The 15,608-nt window shown below is 68.8% G+C and carries 14 protein-coding genes, 1 tRNA gene and 1 pseudogene; 8 read left to right on the forward strand and 8 right to left on the reverse strand.

All coding sequences use genetic code 11. The features are described from left to right. Positions 1 to 35: 35 nt before the first annotated feature. Complete coding sequence (locus ACSYGN_RS24155) at positions 36 to 1,334, forward strand: class I SAM-dependent methyltransferase (RefSeq protein ID WP_460398961.1); 1,299 nt, start codon at positions 36 to 38, stop codon at positions 1,332 to 1,334. A gap of 89 nt (positions 1,335 to 1,423) precedes the next feature. Here the strand turns inward: ACSYGN_RS24155 and ACSYGN_RS24160 are convergent, their stop codons facing one another. After that, positions 1,424 to 3,952 (reverse strand): ABC transporter permease, encoded by a 2,529-nt coding sequence (locus ACSYGN_RS24160; protein WP_460398963.1) that lies wholly within the window; start codon positions 3,950 to 3,952, stop codon positions 1,424 to 1,426. Further along, entirely contained in the window at positions 3,952 to 4,722 is a 771-nt protein-coding gene (locus ACSYGN_RS24165; RefSeq protein ID WP_460398965.1) for an ABC transporter ATP-binding protein, read from the reverse strand. Before ACSYGN_RS24165 ends, ACSYGN_RS24160 begins: the two co-directional genes overlap by 1 nt. A gap of 582 nt (positions 4,723 to 5,304) precedes the next feature. Between ACSYGN_RS24165 and ACSYGN_RS24170 the strand changes: the two genes are divergently transcribed. After that, a tRNA-Leu gene (locus tag ACSYGN_RS24170) sits at positions 5,305 to 5,390 on the forward strand. A gap of 100 nt (positions 5,391 to 5,490) precedes the next feature. Here ACSYGN_RS24170 and ACSYGN_RS24175 read toward each other — a convergent pair. After that, on the reverse strand, positions 5,491 to 6,405 hold the full coding sequence (locus tag ACSYGN_RS24175) for an HAD family hydrolase (protein WP_460398967.1): 915 nt from the start codon (positions 6,403 to 6,405) through the stop codon (positions 5,491 to 5,493). A 305-nt stretch (positions 6,406 to 6,710) separates the two neighbouring features. On the opposite strand from ACSYGN_RS24175, the gene cutA reads away from it, so the two are divergent. Further along, positions 6,711 to 7,031, forward strand: coding sequence for a divalent-cation tolerance protein CutA (gene cutA / locus ACSYGN_RS24180; protein ID WP_460398969.1), 321 nt, complete (start codon positions 6,711 to 6,713; stop codon positions 7,029 to 7,031). Here cutA and ACSYGN_RS24185 read toward each other — a convergent pair. Further along, on the reverse strand, positions 7,028 to 8,335 hold the full coding sequence (locus tag ACSYGN_RS24185) for a helix-turn-helix domain-containing protein (protein ID WP_460398971.1): 1,308 nt from the start codon (positions 8,333 to 8,335) through the stop codon (positions 7,028 to 7,030). The genes cutA and ACSYGN_RS24185 overlap by 4 nt on opposite strands. 181 nt (positions 8,336 to 8,516) lie before the next feature. Here ACSYGN_RS24185 and ACSYGN_RS24190 point away from each other — a divergent pair, with 181 nt between their 5' ends. Both ACSYGN_RS24190 and ACSYGN_RS24195 read left to right on the forward strand, forming a co-directional pair. Then, positions 8,517 to 9,083, forward strand: coding sequence for an ATP-binding protein (locus ACSYGN_RS24190; RefSeq protein ID WP_460398973.1), 567 nt, complete (start codon positions 8,517 to 8,519; stop codon positions 9,081 to 9,083). A gap of 77 nt (positions 9,084 to 9,160) precedes the next feature. After that, positions 9,161 to 9,481 (forward strand): MazG-like family protein, encoded by a 321-nt coding sequence (locus ACSYGN_RS24195; protein WP_460398975.1) that lies wholly within the window; start codon positions 9,161 to 9,163, stop codon positions 9,479 to 9,481. 115 nt (positions 9,482 to 9,596) lie between these two features. Here the strand turns inward: ACSYGN_RS24195 and ACSYGN_RS24200 are convergent. Continuing rightward, positions 9,597 to 10,015 (reverse strand): annotated as a pseudogene (locus ACSYGN_RS24200) (class I SAM-dependent methyltransferase); the annotation flags it as partial. A gap of 299 nt (positions 10,016 to 10,314) precedes the next feature. Between ACSYGN_RS24200 and ACSYGN_RS24205 the strand changes: the two are divergent. Beyond that, entirely contained in the window at positions 10,315 to 11,496 is a 1,182-nt protein-coding gene (locus ACSYGN_RS24205; protein WP_460398977.1) for a 4-hydroxybenzoate 3-monooxygenase, read from the forward strand. A gap of 34 nt (positions 11,497 to 11,530) precedes the next feature. On the opposite strand, the gene ACSYGN_RS24210 is transcribed toward ACSYGN_RS24205, so the two are convergent. Further along, on the reverse strand, positions 11,531 to 12,568 hold the full coding sequence (locus ACSYGN_RS24210; protein WP_460398979.1) for a DUF6215 domain-containing protein: 1,038 nt from the start codon (positions 12,566 to 12,568) through the stop codon (positions 11,531 to 11,533). A 270-nt stretch (positions 12,569 to 12,838) separates the two neighbouring features. Between ACSYGN_RS24210 and ACSYGN_RS24215 the strand changes: the two genes are divergently transcribed. Further along, complete coding sequence (locus ACSYGN_RS24215) at positions 12,839 to 13,747, forward strand: Bax inhibitor-1/YccA family protein (protein ID WP_460398981.1); 909 nt, start codon at positions 12,839 to 12,841, stop codon at positions 13,745 to 13,747. A 125-nt stretch (positions 13,748 to 13,872) separates the two neighbouring features. On the opposite strand, the gene ACSYGN_RS24220 is transcribed toward ACSYGN_RS24215, so the two are convergent. Then, positions 13,873 to 14,103 carry a DUF4287 domain-containing protein gene (locus tag ACSYGN_RS24220; RefSeq protein ID WP_460398984.1) on the reverse strand — a complete coding sequence of 77 codons (231 nt, stop codon included), beginning with the start codon at positions 14,101 to 14,103 and terminating at the stop codon, positions 13,873 to 13,875. A 131-nt stretch (positions 14,104 to 14,234) separates the two neighbouring features. Between ACSYGN_RS24220 and ACSYGN_RS24225 the strand changes: the two genes are divergently transcribed. Continuing rightward, positions 14,235 to 14,516, forward strand: a complete 282-nt coding sequence (locus tag ACSYGN_RS24225) for a hypothetical protein (RefSeq protein ID WP_460398986.1) — start codon at positions 14,235 to 14,237, stop codon at positions 14,514 to 14,516. 21 nt (positions 14,517 to 14,537) lie between these two features. Here ACSYGN_RS24225 and ACSYGN_RS24230 read toward each other — a convergent pair whose 3' ends face one another. Next, the gene (locus tag ACSYGN_RS24230) at positions 14,538 to 15,308 is read right to left on the reverse strand and encodes a hypothetical protein (protein ID WP_460403693.1); all 771 of its coding nucleotides are present in this window, start codon (positions 15,306 to 15,308) and stop codon (positions 14,538 to 14,540) included. Between the last annotated feature and the right edge of the window lie 300 nt (positions 15,309 to 15,608).

A 15,608-nucleotide genomic window follows, 5' to 3' on the forward strand; every position in this document is an offset into this window, starting at 1 on the left:
CCGGGACGGGGATGCCCCCTTCGGAGGTGTGCGCCATGACCGACGTCGCGCCGCGGCTGAAGCACCTGCTCGAACAGTTGCTGGGAGCCCCGCTCCCGTTGCGTGTCCGGACCTGGGACGGGTCGCAGGCGGGCCCGCCGGACGCGCCGGCACTGGTCGTACGTCATCGCCGTGCCCTGCGCCGACTGCTGTGGAAGCCGGGCGAACTGGGCCTGGCCCGCGCCTGGGTGGCCGGTGAGCTGGACATCGAAGGCGACCTCTACACCGCCCTCGACCTGCTCTCCGGCTCCGTGTGGGAGCGCGGCGAGGACAGCCGCAGCACCCTCCAGGCACTGCGCGACCCGGAGTTCCGGGCGGCGCTACGAGGCTTCGTGGGGCTCGCCGGACTGCCGCTGCCGCCCGCCCCGCCCCCCGAGGAGGCCCCAGGCCGCTACCGCAACCTTCACACCCGCCGCACCGACCGCCGCGCCATCAGCCACCACTACGACGTCGGCAACGACTTCTACGCACTCGTCCTCGGCCCGTCCATGGTGTACTCCTGTGCCTACTGGTCCGCCCCGCCTCCCGCGGCCGGCCTGGAGGACGCCCAGCACGACAAGCTCGAACTGATCTGCCGCAAACTCGGCCTGAAACCCGGTCAGCGCCTCCTCGACGTCGGCTGCGGCTGGGGCTCCCTGGCCGTCCACGCGGCCCGTGAGCACGGTGTGCACGTCACCGGGATCACCCTCTCCCAGGAGCAGGCCGCCTACGCCCGCAAGCGCGTCGCCGACGCCGGGCTCACCGACCGCGTCGAGATCCGCGTCCAGGACTACCGGGACGTCACCGACGGCCCCTACGACGCGATCGCCTCCGTCGGCATGGCCGAACACGTCGGCGCCGAACGGTATCTGGAGTACGCCGTACTCCTCCACGGACTGCTGAGGCCCGGCGGACGGCTGCTCAACCACCAGATCGCCCGCCCCCCGCAGCGCGACGAGACGACGTATCACGTAGACGAGTTCATCGACGCCTACGTCTTCCCCGACGGCGAACTCGCCCCCCTCGGCAGCACCGTCACCCAACTGGAGCGGGCCGGGTTCGAGGTGCGTGACGTCGAGTCCATCCGCGAGCACTACGCCCTCACCCTGCGCTGCTGGGTGACCCGTCTGGAGGACGGCTGGGACCAGGCGGTACGGCTCACCAGCCCCGCCCGCGCCCGCGTCTGGCGCCTGTACATGGCCGCCTCCGCCGTCGCCTTCGAACGCAACCGCATCGGCGTCAACCAGGTCCTCGCCGTCCGCACCCCCGACGACGGCACCTCCGGCCTGCCGCTGCGCGCCCGCGCCTGGAACTGAAGCGGACCGAAGCCGTCGTCGTACCGACACGGCAGGGGCCCCGCTCCACCCGGAACGGGGCCCCTGCTGCACCTGCCCGACTGCCGATGTCACTCGGACTTGATGGCCGCCAGCATGTTGAGCCGTGCCGCACGCCGGGCCGGCCACAGGGCCGCCAGGACCCCCACCACCGCGGCGAACACCAGGAACAGGGCCATCCGCGACCAGGGCAGCACCAGCTCGTACGTCGTCAGCTTCGTGCTCATCAACTGGCCCGCCGCCCAGCCGAAGAACACGCCCAGACCGATGCCGAGCACCCCGCCGAACAGCGAGATCACCAGCGATTCGAGGCGCACCATCCGCTTGACCGACCGCCGGTCCAGACCGATCGCGCGCAGCAAGCCGATCTCCTGGGACCGCTCGAACACCGACATGGCCAGGGTGTTGATGACCCCGAGCACCGCGACGATCACCGCCATCGCCAGCAGGCCGTAGACCATGTTCAGGATGAGCGAGAAGACGCTCCCGATGCTGTTGGACAGGTCTTTCTTGTCCTGCACCTTGATCGCCGGGTTGGTCCCGAGGGCCTTCTCCAACCGGTCCTTGGTGGCGCTGGAGGCGCCGTGGGCCGTCTTGACCAGGACCTGCATGTCCGACGGGTCCTTCTGGTGCGGGGTCAGGGTCGCGGTGTCGAGCATGATCCCCTTGATCATCTGGTTGCCCGAGTAGACCCCGGCGACCGTCATCCGCTGCGCCTTGCCGTCCTCGTAGTGCACCGTGAAGCGCGAGCCGGCCGTCCAGTGGTGCGCGTCGGCGGTGTCCTCGTCGACGACGATCTGCGAGCCGCGCACCGTGAAGGTGCCGCTCTTGACGGGGAGGTCGGTCAGCCGGCCGATGGCGGAGCCGTCGACGCCGGTCAGGAACTCGGTCTGCCCGTCGATGCGGGAGGCGGCGTTGCGCAGCGGGCTGATGGCGGTGACGCCGTCGGTAGTGGCGAGCGTTGTGCCCACGTGGGGGGAGAGCATGTTGCCGTTGGCCATCGAGACGACGTAGTCGGCGCGGATCGCCGAGGACGCCATCTTGTCGATCGCGTTCTGGAGACTGCCCGCCATCACGGTCATGCCGGTGATGAGGGTCAGTCCGATCATCAGCGCGGACGCGGTGGCCGCCGTACGGCGCGGGTTGCGCACCGAGTTCAGCCGGGCCAGCTTGCCCGCGACCCCGAAGCCGCGCATGAGGGGTGCCGTCGCCGCGATCAGCGGGCGGGACAGCAGCGGGGTCAGGATGAACACGCCGATGATCAGGAGAACGGCGCCGATGCCCATGGGGGCCTGGCCGTCCGAGCTGTTCATCGACGTGGCCGCGAGGACCACGGCGACGCCGGCGGCCGAGAACAGGGCGCCGAGGGTGTTGCGCAGCACCAGCGACCTGGTGGTCGCCTGCGCGTGCACGCTGCTCATCGCGGCGACCGGCGGGATCTTGGCGGCGCGGCGGCCGGGCAGCCAGGCGGCCAGCATGGTGATGACGATGCCGACGGCGAGCGCGCTGGCGACGGTGCCGGAGGAGATGATCAGCGGCCCGTCCGGGACGGTTGCGCCGAGGGTGCCCATCAGACCGCGCAGCCCGGCCCCGATGCCGATACCGGCGACGAGCCCGGTCACACCGGCGACCGCGCCGACCACGAACGCCTCGATCAGCACCGACCGGGTGACCTGACGCCGGGAGGCACCGACCGCGCGCAGCAGGGCCAGCTCCTTGGTGCGCTGGGCTACCAGCATGGTGAAGGTGTTGGCGATGATGAAGGTGCCGACGAAGAGGGAGATCCCGGCGAAGACCAGCAGTCCCTGCTTCATGCTGCTCATCGACTGGGTGATGGCGGTGGCCTGCTCGTCGGCGAGCTGATGCCCCGTCCGGGTCTCCACGACCCCCTTGGACAGCGCCGAGTCCACCGCGCTCTTCAGCGCTGCCTGACTGGTGCCGGCCTCGGCCTGCACGTCGATCTCGTCGTACGTGCCCGGCTTGCCGAACAGCTTCTGCGCGGTGGCGGTGTCGAAGAGGGCGAGGCTGCCACCGGCGGCGACATTGCCGTCGTCGGTGGTGAAGATGCCGGTGATACGAGGCTTCAGAACAGGCCCGTCGACGGAGATCCGTACGGTGTCCCCGACCTTGTACCCGGCGCGGCGGGCCGTGTCGGAGTCGACGGCGACCTCACCGCTGCCACGAGGCGCCCGCCCGGAGCTGAGCGGATACCGAGGATCCTTGTCCCCCCAGTAGTTCCCGCCCTCGGAACGGAACCCCCCGCCGATGAGCTTGCCGTCCTTGTCGGCGATGGCGGTGAACCCTTGGACAACCCCGATGGCGGAGGCGGCGCCGGGCGCCTTGGCACTGGCATCGAGCTGGGCCTGGCTCAGATCGGGCGTCTTCCCGACCTGATCCCCCTTGGACCCCTGGTACTTGGCGGTGACGGCGACGTCGACATGATCGAATCCCTTGGCCGAACTGTTCTGGAAGGCCTGGGAGATGGAGTTGGTGAAGACCAGCGTGCCGGACACGAAGGCCACACCGAGCATCACGGCGAGGACGGTCATCAGCAGCCGGGCCTTGTGCGCGAGGACGTTGCGCAGGGCGGTGCGGAACATCAGACGGCACGGCCCTTCGCGTCGAACCGCTTCATGAGGTCGAGCACGGAGTCGGCGGTGGGGTCGAGCATCTCGTCGACGATGCGTCCGTCGGCGAGGAAGACCACCCGGTCGGCGTAGGAGGCGGCGCCGGGGTCGTGGGTCACCATCACCACGGTCTGCCCGTGCTCCCGCACGGAGTTGCGCAGGAAGCCGAGCACCTCGGCACCGGAACGGGAGTCGAGATTGCCGGTGGGCTCGTCACCGAAGATGATCTCCGGCTTGGACGCCAGCGCACGGGCGACCGCGACCCGCTGCTGCTGCCCGCCGGACAACTGGGACGGCCGGTGACTGAGCCGGTCGGCGAGCCCGACCATCCCTATCACGGTGTCGAGCCACGCCTTGTCAGGTTTGCGCCCGGCGATGTCCATCGGAAGGGTGATGTTCTCGAGCGCGGTCAGGGTCGGCAGCAGATTGAACGCCTGGAAGATGAACCCGATCTTGTCCCGCCGCAGCTTGGTGAGCTGCTTGTCCTTGAGAGCGCCCAGCTCGGTGTCACCGATGCGCACAGACCCGGCGGAGAAGGTGTCCAGCCCGGCGACGCAGTGCATCAGCGTGGACTTCCCCGACCCGGAGGGCCCCATGATGGCGGTGAACTCGGCCTGCCGGAACTCGACGGAGACCTGATCGAGGGCGACCACCTGGGTCTCGCCCTGCCCGTAGATCTTGGACAACTCCGTGGCACGCGCGGCCACGGTGGTGGCGCGGCCGGCGACGGGTGTGGTGGTCACGGCAAGGTGCTCCTGTTCAGGACGAGGGTGTACGGGATCCGGGCGCGCTGCGGCACAGAGCGCTATCGGAGATCCGACGTCCGTATCCGTGTGCGTATCCGTATCCGTATCCGTGGACGCAGCGAACTGCTGAGTCCACGCGCGGAAGGCTGCGGCGGAACCGGGAGAGGGCCCGGAACCGCCGCCGACCACCATGCTTCCGCCCCCGCCGCCCCGTGTAGTCAGCCGCAGCTCCGGTTCCGGGGACACTCTGAGGTCGGACCGCAGGGGCGGAGGTCATACCCAGGTATGACGCCGATGCGCACGCCGGTGCGTCGCCCCTCCCGCCGCCCCCGCACCACCCGGCTCGAACGGACGCTCGTCAAGAACAGGTGGAGCCCCCTTGTTCGGACGGTGAAATTCCGTCATTCCGCATACACGGGCGGCTACGCCACGCAACGCTATTGGCAAGTACGGATGGGGGGTTGGAGTTGCTGATACACCCTCAGGCGCCAATAAAATAAGACAACATCGGTCCGCACGCCCGCTGTTCGGGGGACGCGCCCCGATAGGCTCGGTATCTCGATGCGGAGCCCATGGCCTGCCCGGATGGTGGAATGCAGACACGGCGAGCTTAAACCTCGCTGCCCCTCGCGGGCGTACCGGTTCAAGTCCGGTTCCGGGCACCACTACGGCGACGGGCCCGACCCCGAGATCTGACGGGCCCTCGCCGATTGCCTTCACTTCTTGACGGCATGACAGCCGCCCCCGGGGCGCACGGCGCCGTCATCACAACCGGAGCAGGGCGGTCACGGCGCGCGCGATGCCGTCCTCGTCGTTGCTGTCGGTGCGAAGGGTGGCCGCGGCGAGAACTTCGGGGCGGGCGTTGGCGGGGGCGACGCTGGTACCGGCGAAGGCGAAGAGCCCGAGATCGTTGGGACCGTCCCCGAAGGCCACCACCTCGGCGCTGGTGATGCCACGGTGGTCGCAGTAGGCGACGACGGCCGCGGCCTTGTCCACGTCGACTCGCGTGACCTCCAGGTAGGTGGGATTGGACACCTGGGCCCGCACGTCCACGGAGAGTCGCGCGGCGATGGACTGCAACGGCGCCACATCGTCGCTGGGCGCGATCATCATCAGCTTGTCCGGGCCGTTCTCCTCCGCGAGCAGATCGCGGACCTCCGGCGCGCATCCCACGATCCGCGCCTCACGCTCCACGGTGTGATCGAAGCCGGAGACATACCAGTCGTCAGCGGCGAACCAGCTCACCTGGACCCCGTGCTGCCCGGCGGCGACGACGATCTCCCGCGCAGTGGTGACCGGGATCGGGTGTTGCGCGTCGATCAGCAGCGCACGGTCGGCCGCATACCGCCCGGTGAGCGCGCCCTGCGAGCCGATGAAGGAACAGGGATCGGTGAGTCCGAGCGAGCTCAGGATGGGAAACATCGCACGCGGCCCACGTGAGGACGCGAGCAGCACCTCGACGCCCTCGGTTCGGGCCTGGGCAAGGGCGTTGACTGTCGCCTCGCTCAGCTTGTGCCGGCTGTTGAGCAAGGTCCCGTCCACATCGATGGCGAGCAGACGCGGACGCGCTGCCGGAAGCGACGGAGTGTGGGACCCCACCTTGAGCTGGCCGGCCGACGCGTCATGCATGCGCCGATCCTCAGAGCCGCCGAGGTCGGGACCGCCCTGGATGCGGTTCATGGATGATTCCCCGATCAGGTTTGTTCATCTGCGATACAAACCGAAGTGTACTGATTTCGGGGTTTACGGTCACGGCACGAGCGCCAGCTGGCTCCGGCCGTCGTTCACTGCCACTCTGCCGCTGGTCAGCAGGCTGTGCGCCAGGTGCGCCAGTGGTCTGGCGTACGACGGGCTGATACGGGCAGACGCGGTTCGGAGGACGCAGACGAGAGCGTTGCCGCAGGTAGCTGGCCTTCTTGCGATGCCGTCTTCGGGTGCGGGGTTCTCTTGGTCACATCCGGATGTCCCGTCGCTAGGCTCCCGGCATGACTGACTACGTGCAGGTGTCGACCGCCACACCGGAGCGTGAGCAAGCCGTCCGCCTTGCCAAGGGGGCGGTCCAAGGGCGTCTGGCCGCGGGCTCCCAGATCGTCGGGCCCGTGGGGTCCGTGTTCTGGCACCTCGGGGAATTCGGCGAGGGCGAGGAGTGGCGGCTGCTGCTGACCACGACGCGGGCGCGGTACCCGGCACTGGAGAAGTACCTGATCGAGCAGCACCCGTGGGACAACCCTGAGGTGATCGCCGTCCCGATCGAGGGGGCACCGCGGTGCCTCCAGTGGATCGAGGACAACGTCACGTCTGCTTAGGGCCTGGCCTTCTCCAGTACTTCACGGACAGCGCTCAGTTCCCTGTGCCGATGGAGTCGCTCCAGTACAGGGGCGAGCCGCTGCCGGGGCCGTACGGAGGCGACCCCGAAGGCCAGGTCCACGGCCTGGCCGGTCACCGCAGCTGCCGCCTCGACCTCTCCGGCGGTGAGGTAGGAGTCGGCCAGCCAGGACAGATACAGGGCCTTGTCTCGCGCGTGGTGGTCGTCGTACCGGTCGAGTGACCGGGTGAGGACGGGGACGGCACGCAGTGGGCGGCGTAGTTCGGTCCAGCACCGACCGGTCATGATGTCCAGCTCGGTCTCGTCGACCCAGGCTGCCCAGTCCGGTTGCGGCTCGCCGTCCTGCTGCTCGTCGAGCGCGGCGCGCGCGGTGTCCAGAGCCTGTTCGGCTCGGGCAGGCTGGTCGGCCATGGCACAGGCCCATGCCAGCCGTTCGTGGAGGAGGGCCCGCACGCTGGCCGGGGTGTTCGGGGTGATCGCGGCGCAGCTGTTTTCCGCGATCTCAACGGCGGTGCACCGGTCGGAGGTCTGGTAGGCGAGGAACGCCAGGGAATTGCCGAGGAGATCGCTGTCGCCCGCCTCGATCGCTGCGGCTCGACTCTCCTCGTACAGCCCTTCCGCTTCGGTCTGCCGCCCGCCGTCGAAGGCGGCCCAACCGGCTTGCTGGGCCTGTTCGGCGAGTAGGGCGACCAGACGGCGCCGGGCCTCCGGCGTAAACGTGGCTGTACGCAGAAGGCTTTTGGTCGCCTGGTACTCGCTCAGGTAGACACGGTAGGTGTCGCCGCCGCCGAGGACGTCGTCGAGGCGCCGTAGACGGGCGGTGCGCTGGTGAAGGCGGTCGATGTCGCTGTCGGTGACCCGCTTGGGGGCCGGTGGCCGGTGCAGCGCGGGCAGGGCCGCGGCCAGCCCCGCGGAGGAGGCGACCTGAAGGACGGTACGGCGTCGCACGTCGGCTGATCCGTTCTCTGGGGCGTACACGTGGACAGGAGCTTCGCCCGCCTCCCACGGGCGGGCGGCCAGTCCCACCATGTGCCCGGGGACGCGGAGTGCGTCGGCGATTTCCACAACCTTGTCGAACGTTGTGATCCGGCCCTCACCCCGAGCGAGAGTGCCGACCCGTTGCGGCTTGACATCGCAAGCCGCGGCGATACGCGAATAGCTGATTCCGGCACGGTCGCGTGCGAGCCGGAACACGGTCCCGAAGTCGTGCCGGGAAAGGGCGCGCACCATTTCCTCGCTCTGGAGGAGCTGCTGTGGCAGGGCGGTGGGTGGCTGGTAGGACATGCCTGCACTTCCTGCTCGCCCGAGTCGTGGGGGTGACTCTTTGGGGGGAGTACCCATGATGGGTATACCCGGCCCTGGGATGTGCTGGATTCAGCGGAAATCCACCCTGTATGAGGAAGAACCCCGGAGGCTGTGGTGTCGGTTGCCTGCTCGGGGCGTGGACGATTGCCGAGGAGCCGCCATGCCGGACCGAACCCAAATGACGGCAGCATCAGGGCCTTTGCCCGATTCGCGTGCCTGCGCCGACGACTGCGCGGCAGTCCGGCCGACTGCGATCACCACCGAAGCTGAACGCCGGCTGCTAGGGGAGCCGATGACGGGGGTGGGCGCCGCGCAGGCCAACGACGGAACCGAGGTCCTGACAAAGGTGCTGCCTCGCACCCCGGAGTCCGTTCCCCTGGCCCGCGGCATCGTCCGTGAAGTCTTGCAGGCATGGGAATTGACCGCGATCACCGATGACGTGGCCCTGGTCGTCACCGAGTTGGCTGCCAACGCTGTTCAGCACACCCGCGCGAACGTGATGCGGCTGACGCTCCGCAGGATTCCTGGCGGTGTGCGCGTGGCCGTCATCGACAAGAGCCGAGGACGCCCGGTCCGTAAGACACTTGGGCCGGGTGCCGAGAACGGCCGCGGTCTTGCTCTCGTCGCGGAGATCTCGCACGCCTGGGGCGTCGACGAGTTGCCGTGGGGCAAACGGGTGTGGGCGGATTGCGCTCTGGAAACGACTGATCGGCCGTCCGGCCGGTGAAACGCTGACCGTGACCGACCCCGCGCCCCGCAGACGCGGTTTCCGCACTGTTCTGATGACTGAGCAAGGAGAACCTGATGGTAGACACCTGGCAGCAGGTGGACACGATCCGGAAGTGGCTGGACGACGAAGCCGAGGTGGCCGGGTCGGCGGACGTGCGGCTGCTGCGCGTACTGAAGATCGGGGAGGAGTACGGGGAGGTCGCCGAGGCCCTGCACGGCGCGCTCGGTGCCAACCCGAGGAAGGGCCACTCTCACACCTGGCCGGACGTTCAGAAGGAGCTGGTGGACGTCATCGTGACGTCCATGGTCGCCCTGGCCACGATCGCCCCGGACGCCGGGCACGTGTTCCAGGAGCGTCTGGACGCCCTGGTTGCGCGGGTGCCGTCGGAGTCATAGAGCCAGGGGCTGTCCCGATGGGTCAACGATGACCCATCGGGCTCCCCGGGCGGGGCGAACTGTCAGAGGTGCGGTGGGCACCGCTGAAGTCGTACTTCTGAAGAGCGGGCGCCGTTCGTGACACCCGTAGTTCCGTGAGGTACCGCTTGGTGACCCGGCCTCCGTACCGTCCGTCGATCAGTGCGGCGATGCACTCAAGCAGTCCCTCCCTGGCCTCGGGCGGCAGCGCCCGGTGGCCGGAGTAGGTCCGCAGCACGGCAGGTACTCCGCCGTGGTGTACGTCAGGTCCCACTCATAACGCCGGAAGACGACGGGGCCGAACCGGCCGCTGCGTGCGACTTCATCCGCGTGATCCGAGGTGTCGACCTCCTCTGCGGCAGGAAGTCGGAGCCCCGGTGGGGTGGCCCGATCGAAACGCTCGTAGCAGTCCTGGACCTCGATGAAGAACTCCTCGCTGCCGCCCGCCACATGCTGTGTGGCGACCACGGCGAGGGCGCCACCGGGCCGCAGCGCGTCGGCGGCCTTTGCCATCCGGGCAACATGGTCCTGACGCCCCTGGAGGTGGTGGCCGCCGTCCACCGGCTGAAGATGGATTCTCAGGCCCGCGAGGATGGCCGCAACGCGGGCCAGTCCGAAGACGACCGGATCACCGTGTTGAAGCAAACGTTGGCAGCCCCTGACGTCCGGCACCGGCCGATCGCACGACCGTTGACACCCGGCGGCCCCCCGCGGAGACTCCCCAAGGTTCAGTGAAGGAAGTTTCACCAGGCGACCGGCGTGGTTCCTCCTGCCCGCGTCGGCGCGTACAAGCGAACCGTCGAAGGGAACCACCGATGCGTACCACCGTCGGCATCATCGGCGCCGGACCCGCCGGGTTGTTGCTCGCCCGGTTGTTGTACGACGCCGGGATCGAGTCGGTCGTGTTGGAGAGCCGGGACCGTGGGTATGTCGAGCGGCGGCAGCGGGCCGGGGTGCTTGAGCAGGGGACCGTGGATGTGCTGCGGGCGGCCGGGGTCGGGGAGCGGATGGACCGGGAAGGGCTGCGGCACGACGGGATTGAGCTGCGGTTCGGCGGGCGGCGGCATCGTGTGGACTTTCCCGGGCTCACCGGCGGGCGGTCGGTGATGGTCTACGCGCAGACCGAGGTCTGCAAGGACCTGATCTCCCTTCAGGTGGTGAAGGGCGGCCCGTTGTTGTTCGGGGCCGAGGCGTTGGGGGTCGAGGGTGTGGCGAGGGACAGGGCGCAACCCCGGGTGCGGTTTCGGTATCGGGGGCGGGAGGACGTTCTCGAGTGTGACTACGTCGTGGGGTGCGATGGGTTTTGGGGGGTTGCGCGGAGTGCCGTACCGGCTGAGCTGGTGCGGGTGTTCGAGCGGAGCTATCCGTTCGGGTGGCTCGGGATTCTTGCCGACGTCGCGCCTTCTCATGATGAGCTGGTCTATGCCCGGCACGATCGTGGGTTTGCGCTGCTGTCCATGCGGTCGCCGTCCGTTTCGCGGCTTTATCTTCAGGTTCCCGACGGGACCGATGCCGGGGAGTGGGGTGACGACGCCGTCTGGGATGAGTTGGAGCGCCGGTTCGAGACGGGTGACGGGTGGCGGCTCGCCCGGGGGCCGATCACCCAGAAGGCCGTCACCCCCATGCGGTCGTACGTCCATGAGCCCATGCGGTACGGGCGGCTCTTCCTCGCCGGTGATGCCGCCCACATCGTGCCGCCCACCGGGGCCAAAGGGCTCAACCTCGCCGTCGGAGATGTCGTCACCTTCGCCCGGGCGCTGATCCATCAGCGGGACACCAGGTGCTCCGAGTCGCTCGACGCGTACTCCGACACCTGTCTGCGCCGTGTCTGGCAGGCCGAGCGGTTCTCCTACGACATGACGACTCTGCTGCATCGCGTTCCCGGCGCCGCCCCCTTCGACGAGCGCATCCAGCTCGCCCGGCTCGAGCGCATCGTCTCCTCGCGTGCCGCCGAGACCGACCTCGCCGAGGCTTACACCGGGTTTCCGTTCGGCTGAGGGCGGTCGGCGGGCGTGGGCTCGGCAATGCGGCTCATCGTGCGCTCCGTCCGGGGATCGCCGGGAGGACCTTCTCTGCGATGTCGATCAGGACGCTGTCGTCGGGCAGGGCTCCGGACGTGCTCCACACGGTGATGTCGTAGTAGCCGCCCCGGTCGTCCTTGCCGAGGGCCACCGTCAACGTCCGGGCCAGGGGGCCCTCTTCGACGGGTCCGCCGCTGGTTCCGCCGCTCCCGAGATTGATCTTCAGCTTCATGGTGTGATCCGAGGAGAAGACCGCGGGCCGACCGAGAACCGTGGGCGTCTCGATGTTCTGCTCGTTCCCGATCTTCTTCAGCTTCACGTACTGGGCTATCGACAGTTCGTTGTAGGTGGCCGACAGATTCACGGTGTACGTCTCGAACGCGACCTCGGCCTCCGGCTCGGCGACCTTCTCATCGGTCAGGGCAGCGGTGTTGTTGCTGCCGGACGCCGTGGTCGCGGTCTCTTCCGGCGTTCCGAGGAGCCGGGCGAGATCGGGGCGGTTGAGTGCCTTGCACAGTTCGTCACCGGTCGCCGCCTGGGGCTTCGTCGTGTATGCCTTCGGCAGTTCCTCGTGTTCCTGGGCCGAACACGAGGCGGCCTTCGTCGTCGTGCTGTCGTCGGACGGCAGTACGTGCGGAACCACCCACAACACGGCCCCGAGAACCCCGAACAGGGCCACGGCCGCGACGGCCTGGCCCCATGCGTTGGGCTCCTTCTCCGGAGCGACCGGACCCGGCACGGCTGCCGCCTGGGTGGCCTGGGTGGCCTGGGGCAGGGCGGCTTGGGGCCCTGCGGCCGCATCGGTCACCGGTCCGACCGCGGGCACGGGGGGCGCCGTGTTCGAGTTCTGGCGTGCGCGCAGTTCCCGGACCACCGCGTGGACCCGCATCGCGGTGAAGACGAGGAACACCACACCGAGACCAGCCGCGACCAGGTCATCGTCGCGGACGGCGAGGTACATGATGCGGACGCCGAGAACGGAGCCGACCGCGATGAGCAGGGGCTCGCGGACCCAGAACGGCAGGAGACGGAGCAGGAAACCGAGCATCCGGTGATCTCACCAGGACTGACGGTTGCCACGCTGTGGTGGAGGCCACAGTTCCGCGGGAGTTCCGTGGATTTCGCGGTGGAGTCCTGAAGGCGGGGGGTCCACGGAGCAATACCGATGAATGACACGGTCCGTCGCCGGGAATCACGCTTCCGCGTACCGTGTTGCGCACGTGACAAGGGAAAGATCCTCCCCAGGGACCAGATCGTTCCTTTGCCGAACCATTACTCTTGAGGCCAAGGCCACGCCAGGTGGCCATGGAGGAGTGAGATGAGGAGCAGAAACCCGGTCTTCTCGCGACGGGGGTTCAGCCGCGACAACGGCTACGCGGGCTTCAACACCGCGCCGCAGGCCGGGGGACCCGCTGTGGGGACGCAGGCCAACCCGTATGCGCAGAATCCGTATGCGCAGAACCCGTACGGCCAGAACCCCTACGCGCAGAACTCGTACGCCCAGCCGGGCACCCAGGCGCCCCCGGCCCCGGCCGCCACCTCCGGCCGTATGACGATGGACGACGTCGTCATGCGCACCGCAACCACGCTCGGCGTGCTCATCATCACCGCCGCGCTCGCCTGGGCGCTGCTGCCGGTCGACAACGCGAACATCAACCGGTCGTACGGCATCGGGATCGTCTCGTCGCTGGTAGCGATGGTGCTGGCCTTCGTGCAGTCTTTCAGGCGTCGGCCCGCGCCCGCGCTGATCCTCTCCTACGCGGCCCTCGAGGGCGTCTTCCTCGGCGTGCTCTCCAGCATCGTCGACAACCGCATCGCCAGCGGTGCCGCCATGCAGGCCGTGCTCGGCACCATGGCGGTCTTCGTCGGCGTCCTGGTCGCGTACAAGGCGGGCTGGATCCGCGTCAACCGCCGCTTCTACGGCTTTGTGATGGCCGCCGCGCTCGGCTTCATCCTGCTGATGACCGTCAACCTGCTGTTCGCTGCCTTCGGCGGCGGTGACGGCCTCGGCTTCCGGAGCGGCGCGCTCGGCGTGTTCTTCGGTGTCGTCGGCATCATCCTCGGCGCCTGCTTCCTCGCCCTCGACTTCAAGCAGGTCGAGGACGGTATCGCCTACGGCGCCCCGCGCGAGGAGGCCTGGCTCGCGGCCTTCGGCCTGACCCTCACCCTGGTGTGGATCTACATGGAGTTCCTGCGGATCCTCGCCATTCTCAATCAGAGTGACTAGCCAGTCACGGCGGTCGCCGGTCGGTGCTGCCGGCCGGCAGTCGTCGTGACCTGCAGTCGTCGTGCGAAGGGCCCCAGAGGCGGTCAAGCCGGCCTCGGGGCCCTTCGGCGTCACGGTGGTGCGCGCTAGAGCAGTTTGCGCGCGGCCCTCCTCATGTCGTACTCGTGGATGAGCGCCTTGGCGTGGCCGTATGCGAGGTTGTGTTCGTGGCGGAGCCAGCTGACCTTCTCCTCGAAGCGGACCAGAGCGGGTCCGTCTTCGACGGTGCGCAGCCAGTCGGCGATCGCGCGACCGGTGCACTGGGGGATGCGGGCGAGCAGGTTGCGGTGGGTCTCCTCGGAGAAGACTTGGGACATCGGCGCCTCCGGACGTGTTCGACGAAGCCGGTCCTTCACGTCACCGTGCCTGAGCGTTGACGTGTTGGCAACAGTCTCGCCTCGAAGCGTACGCTCACGGCGTGGTAGATACGACGCCTCTGACCCGTTCCGTGGATCTTTTCGCAGATCGTCTGCGCGCCGCCCCGCAGAGCCGCCTCCAGCGCAGTGCCGCCGCGGAAGCGCTCGCGCTGGCAAGGGAGTTGGCGCGGTGGGCGCAGCGGGTCGAGGAGCCTTCGACCGAGCCCCGGGAGATGCCCGACGCCGGGATGTTCGCCGCCGCCGACCAGATCACCGTCGCAGGACACGATTTGGCCATGGTGCTGCGCAGTGACGCCGAAGTGCGGGAGGCGGTCGCGCTCGTCACGGCGGCGCAGAAGCGGGCGGGAGTGTAGAGACGGAGCGAGCGAAGGGGGCTACAGCGACGCGATGACCCGGTCCGCCAGGATGTAGACGTTCTCCTCGCCGCACGCGAACGTCAGCGTGTACGCGCCCGAGACGCCCGAGCCGCCCAGCAGTATCGGGGTCTCGCCCGCCCGCAGCGACGCCGACAGACGTTCCGCGGTCTCCCGGTGACCCGGGGTCATGCAGAGGGTCGTACCGTCCGTGAAGACGTACACGTCGAGCGTGCCCAGCGGGCCGGGGCGGACATCGGCCAGCGCGGTGCCGGCGGCGGCCAGCTCCTCAAGGGTGGCCACGGTGCGCTCATGGTCGTTGACGACAGGTGACTGCGTCGGTACGAAGTCGGGGTGCGAGGGGTGACGGCGGCGGGCGGCGGCGAGTTCGGCGGCCTCGTCGGCGTCCGTGGTCGGCTCGGCCACCGGCTCCAGCGACTCCATCCCCGCGAAGTCGGCCTGGCGCGGCAGATACAGGTCGGTGTCCGGCAGACCCAGCAGTGAGGGGGCGTCGGCCGCGTCACGGGCCTCCTGGGCGGCCCAGAAAGCGCGGGCCTCGGCCAGCTCGCGCTCCCGCTCGTCGGCCAGCGCGTCGGCTACGGCGGCCCGTATCTCGTCGGCGTCGGCCGCGGTACGGGCGGCCGGAAGTACGGCGCGTGTCGCGGCGGCGTGGTTCTCGGCGAGCTGAGTGTGCAGGTCGGCCACCTGACGGCGCAGCTGGAACAGGGTGCGCAGCACCGCGACACCCACGGCGCCCGTGGCGGCCGTAGTGACCAACAAGGCGATCGGCATGGCGCTCACTGACGTACTCCCGGTTCAAAGTCGACCCCCGACTTCCTACCTCAGCTTGAAGGGTGGACTTACCAGCTGTCAGTGCGTAACGTCACGAAACGGACGGGCCATTGGTCCCGATATCCACAAAGCAAGCGCTCTGACCTGCGAAAAGCACCCCTCCGCGGGAGATTGGTCACATCCTGGGCGAGATTGGGTCACAAATCGGCCCGGAGTTCGGACGATTCCCCGACTCCGGGCCGTTGCTTCACCCTGGGTCCTTCGGTGGCTACCGGCAGCCACCGCCAGCCACCGGCTCGC

It is taken from the genome of Streptomyces sp. YIM S03343 (genome assembly GCF_054729195.1).

What these genes read in the sequence shown, in the direction of transcription:
- ACSYGN_RS24155 (WP_460398961.1), top strand. Translation starts at nt 36, where the DNA reads ATGACCGACGTCGCGCCGCGGCTGAAGCACCTGCTCGAACAGTTGCTG.
- ACSYGN_RS24160 (WP_460398963.1), bottom strand. Translation starts at nt 3,952, where the DNA reads ATGTTCCGCACCGCCCTGCGCAACGTCCTCGCGCACAAGGCCCGGCTG.
- ACSYGN_RS24175 (WP_460398967.1), bottom strand. Translation starts at nt 6,405, where the DNA reads ATGAACCGCATCCAGGGCGGTCCCGACCTCGGCGGCTCTGAGGATCGG.
- cutA (WP_460398969.1), top strand. Translation starts at nt 6,711, where the DNA reads ATGACTGACTACGTGCAGGTGTCGACCGCCACACCGGAGCGTGAGCAA.
- ACSYGN_RS24185 (WP_460398971.1), bottom strand. Translation starts at nt 8,335, where the DNA reads ATGTCCTACCAGCCACCCACCGCCCTGCCACAGCAGCTCCTCCAGAGC.
- ACSYGN_RS24190 (WP_460398973.1), top strand. Translation starts at nt 8,517, where the DNA reads ATGCCGGACCGAACCCAAATGACGGCAGCATCAGGGCCTTTGCCCGAT.
- ACSYGN_RS24195 (WP_460398975.1), top strand. Translation starts at nt 9,161, where the DNA reads ATGGTAGACACCTGGCAGCAGGTGGACACGATCCGGAAGTGGCTGGAC.
- ACSYGN_RS24205 (WP_460398977.1), top strand. Translation starts at nt 10,315, where the DNA reads ATGCGTACCACCGTCGGCATCATCGGCGCCGGACCCGCCGGGTTGTTG.
- ACSYGN_RS24210 (WP_460398979.1), bottom strand. Translation starts at nt 12,568, where the DNA reads ATGCTCGGTTTCCTGCTCCGTCTCCTGCCGTTCTGGGTCCGCGAGCCC.
- ACSYGN_RS24215 (WP_460398981.1), top strand. Translation starts at nt 12,839, where the DNA reads ATGAGGAGCAGAAACCCGGTCTTCTCGCGACGGGGGTTCAGCCGCGAC.
- ACSYGN_RS24220 (WP_460398984.1), bottom strand. Translation starts at nt 14,103, where the DNA reads ATGTCCCAAGTCTTCTCCGAGGAGACCCACCGCAACCTGCTCGCCCGC.
- ACSYGN_RS24230 (WP_460403693.1), bottom strand. Translation starts at nt 15,308, where the DNA reads ATGCCGATCGCCTTGTTGGTCACTACGGCCGCCACGGGCGCCGTGGGT.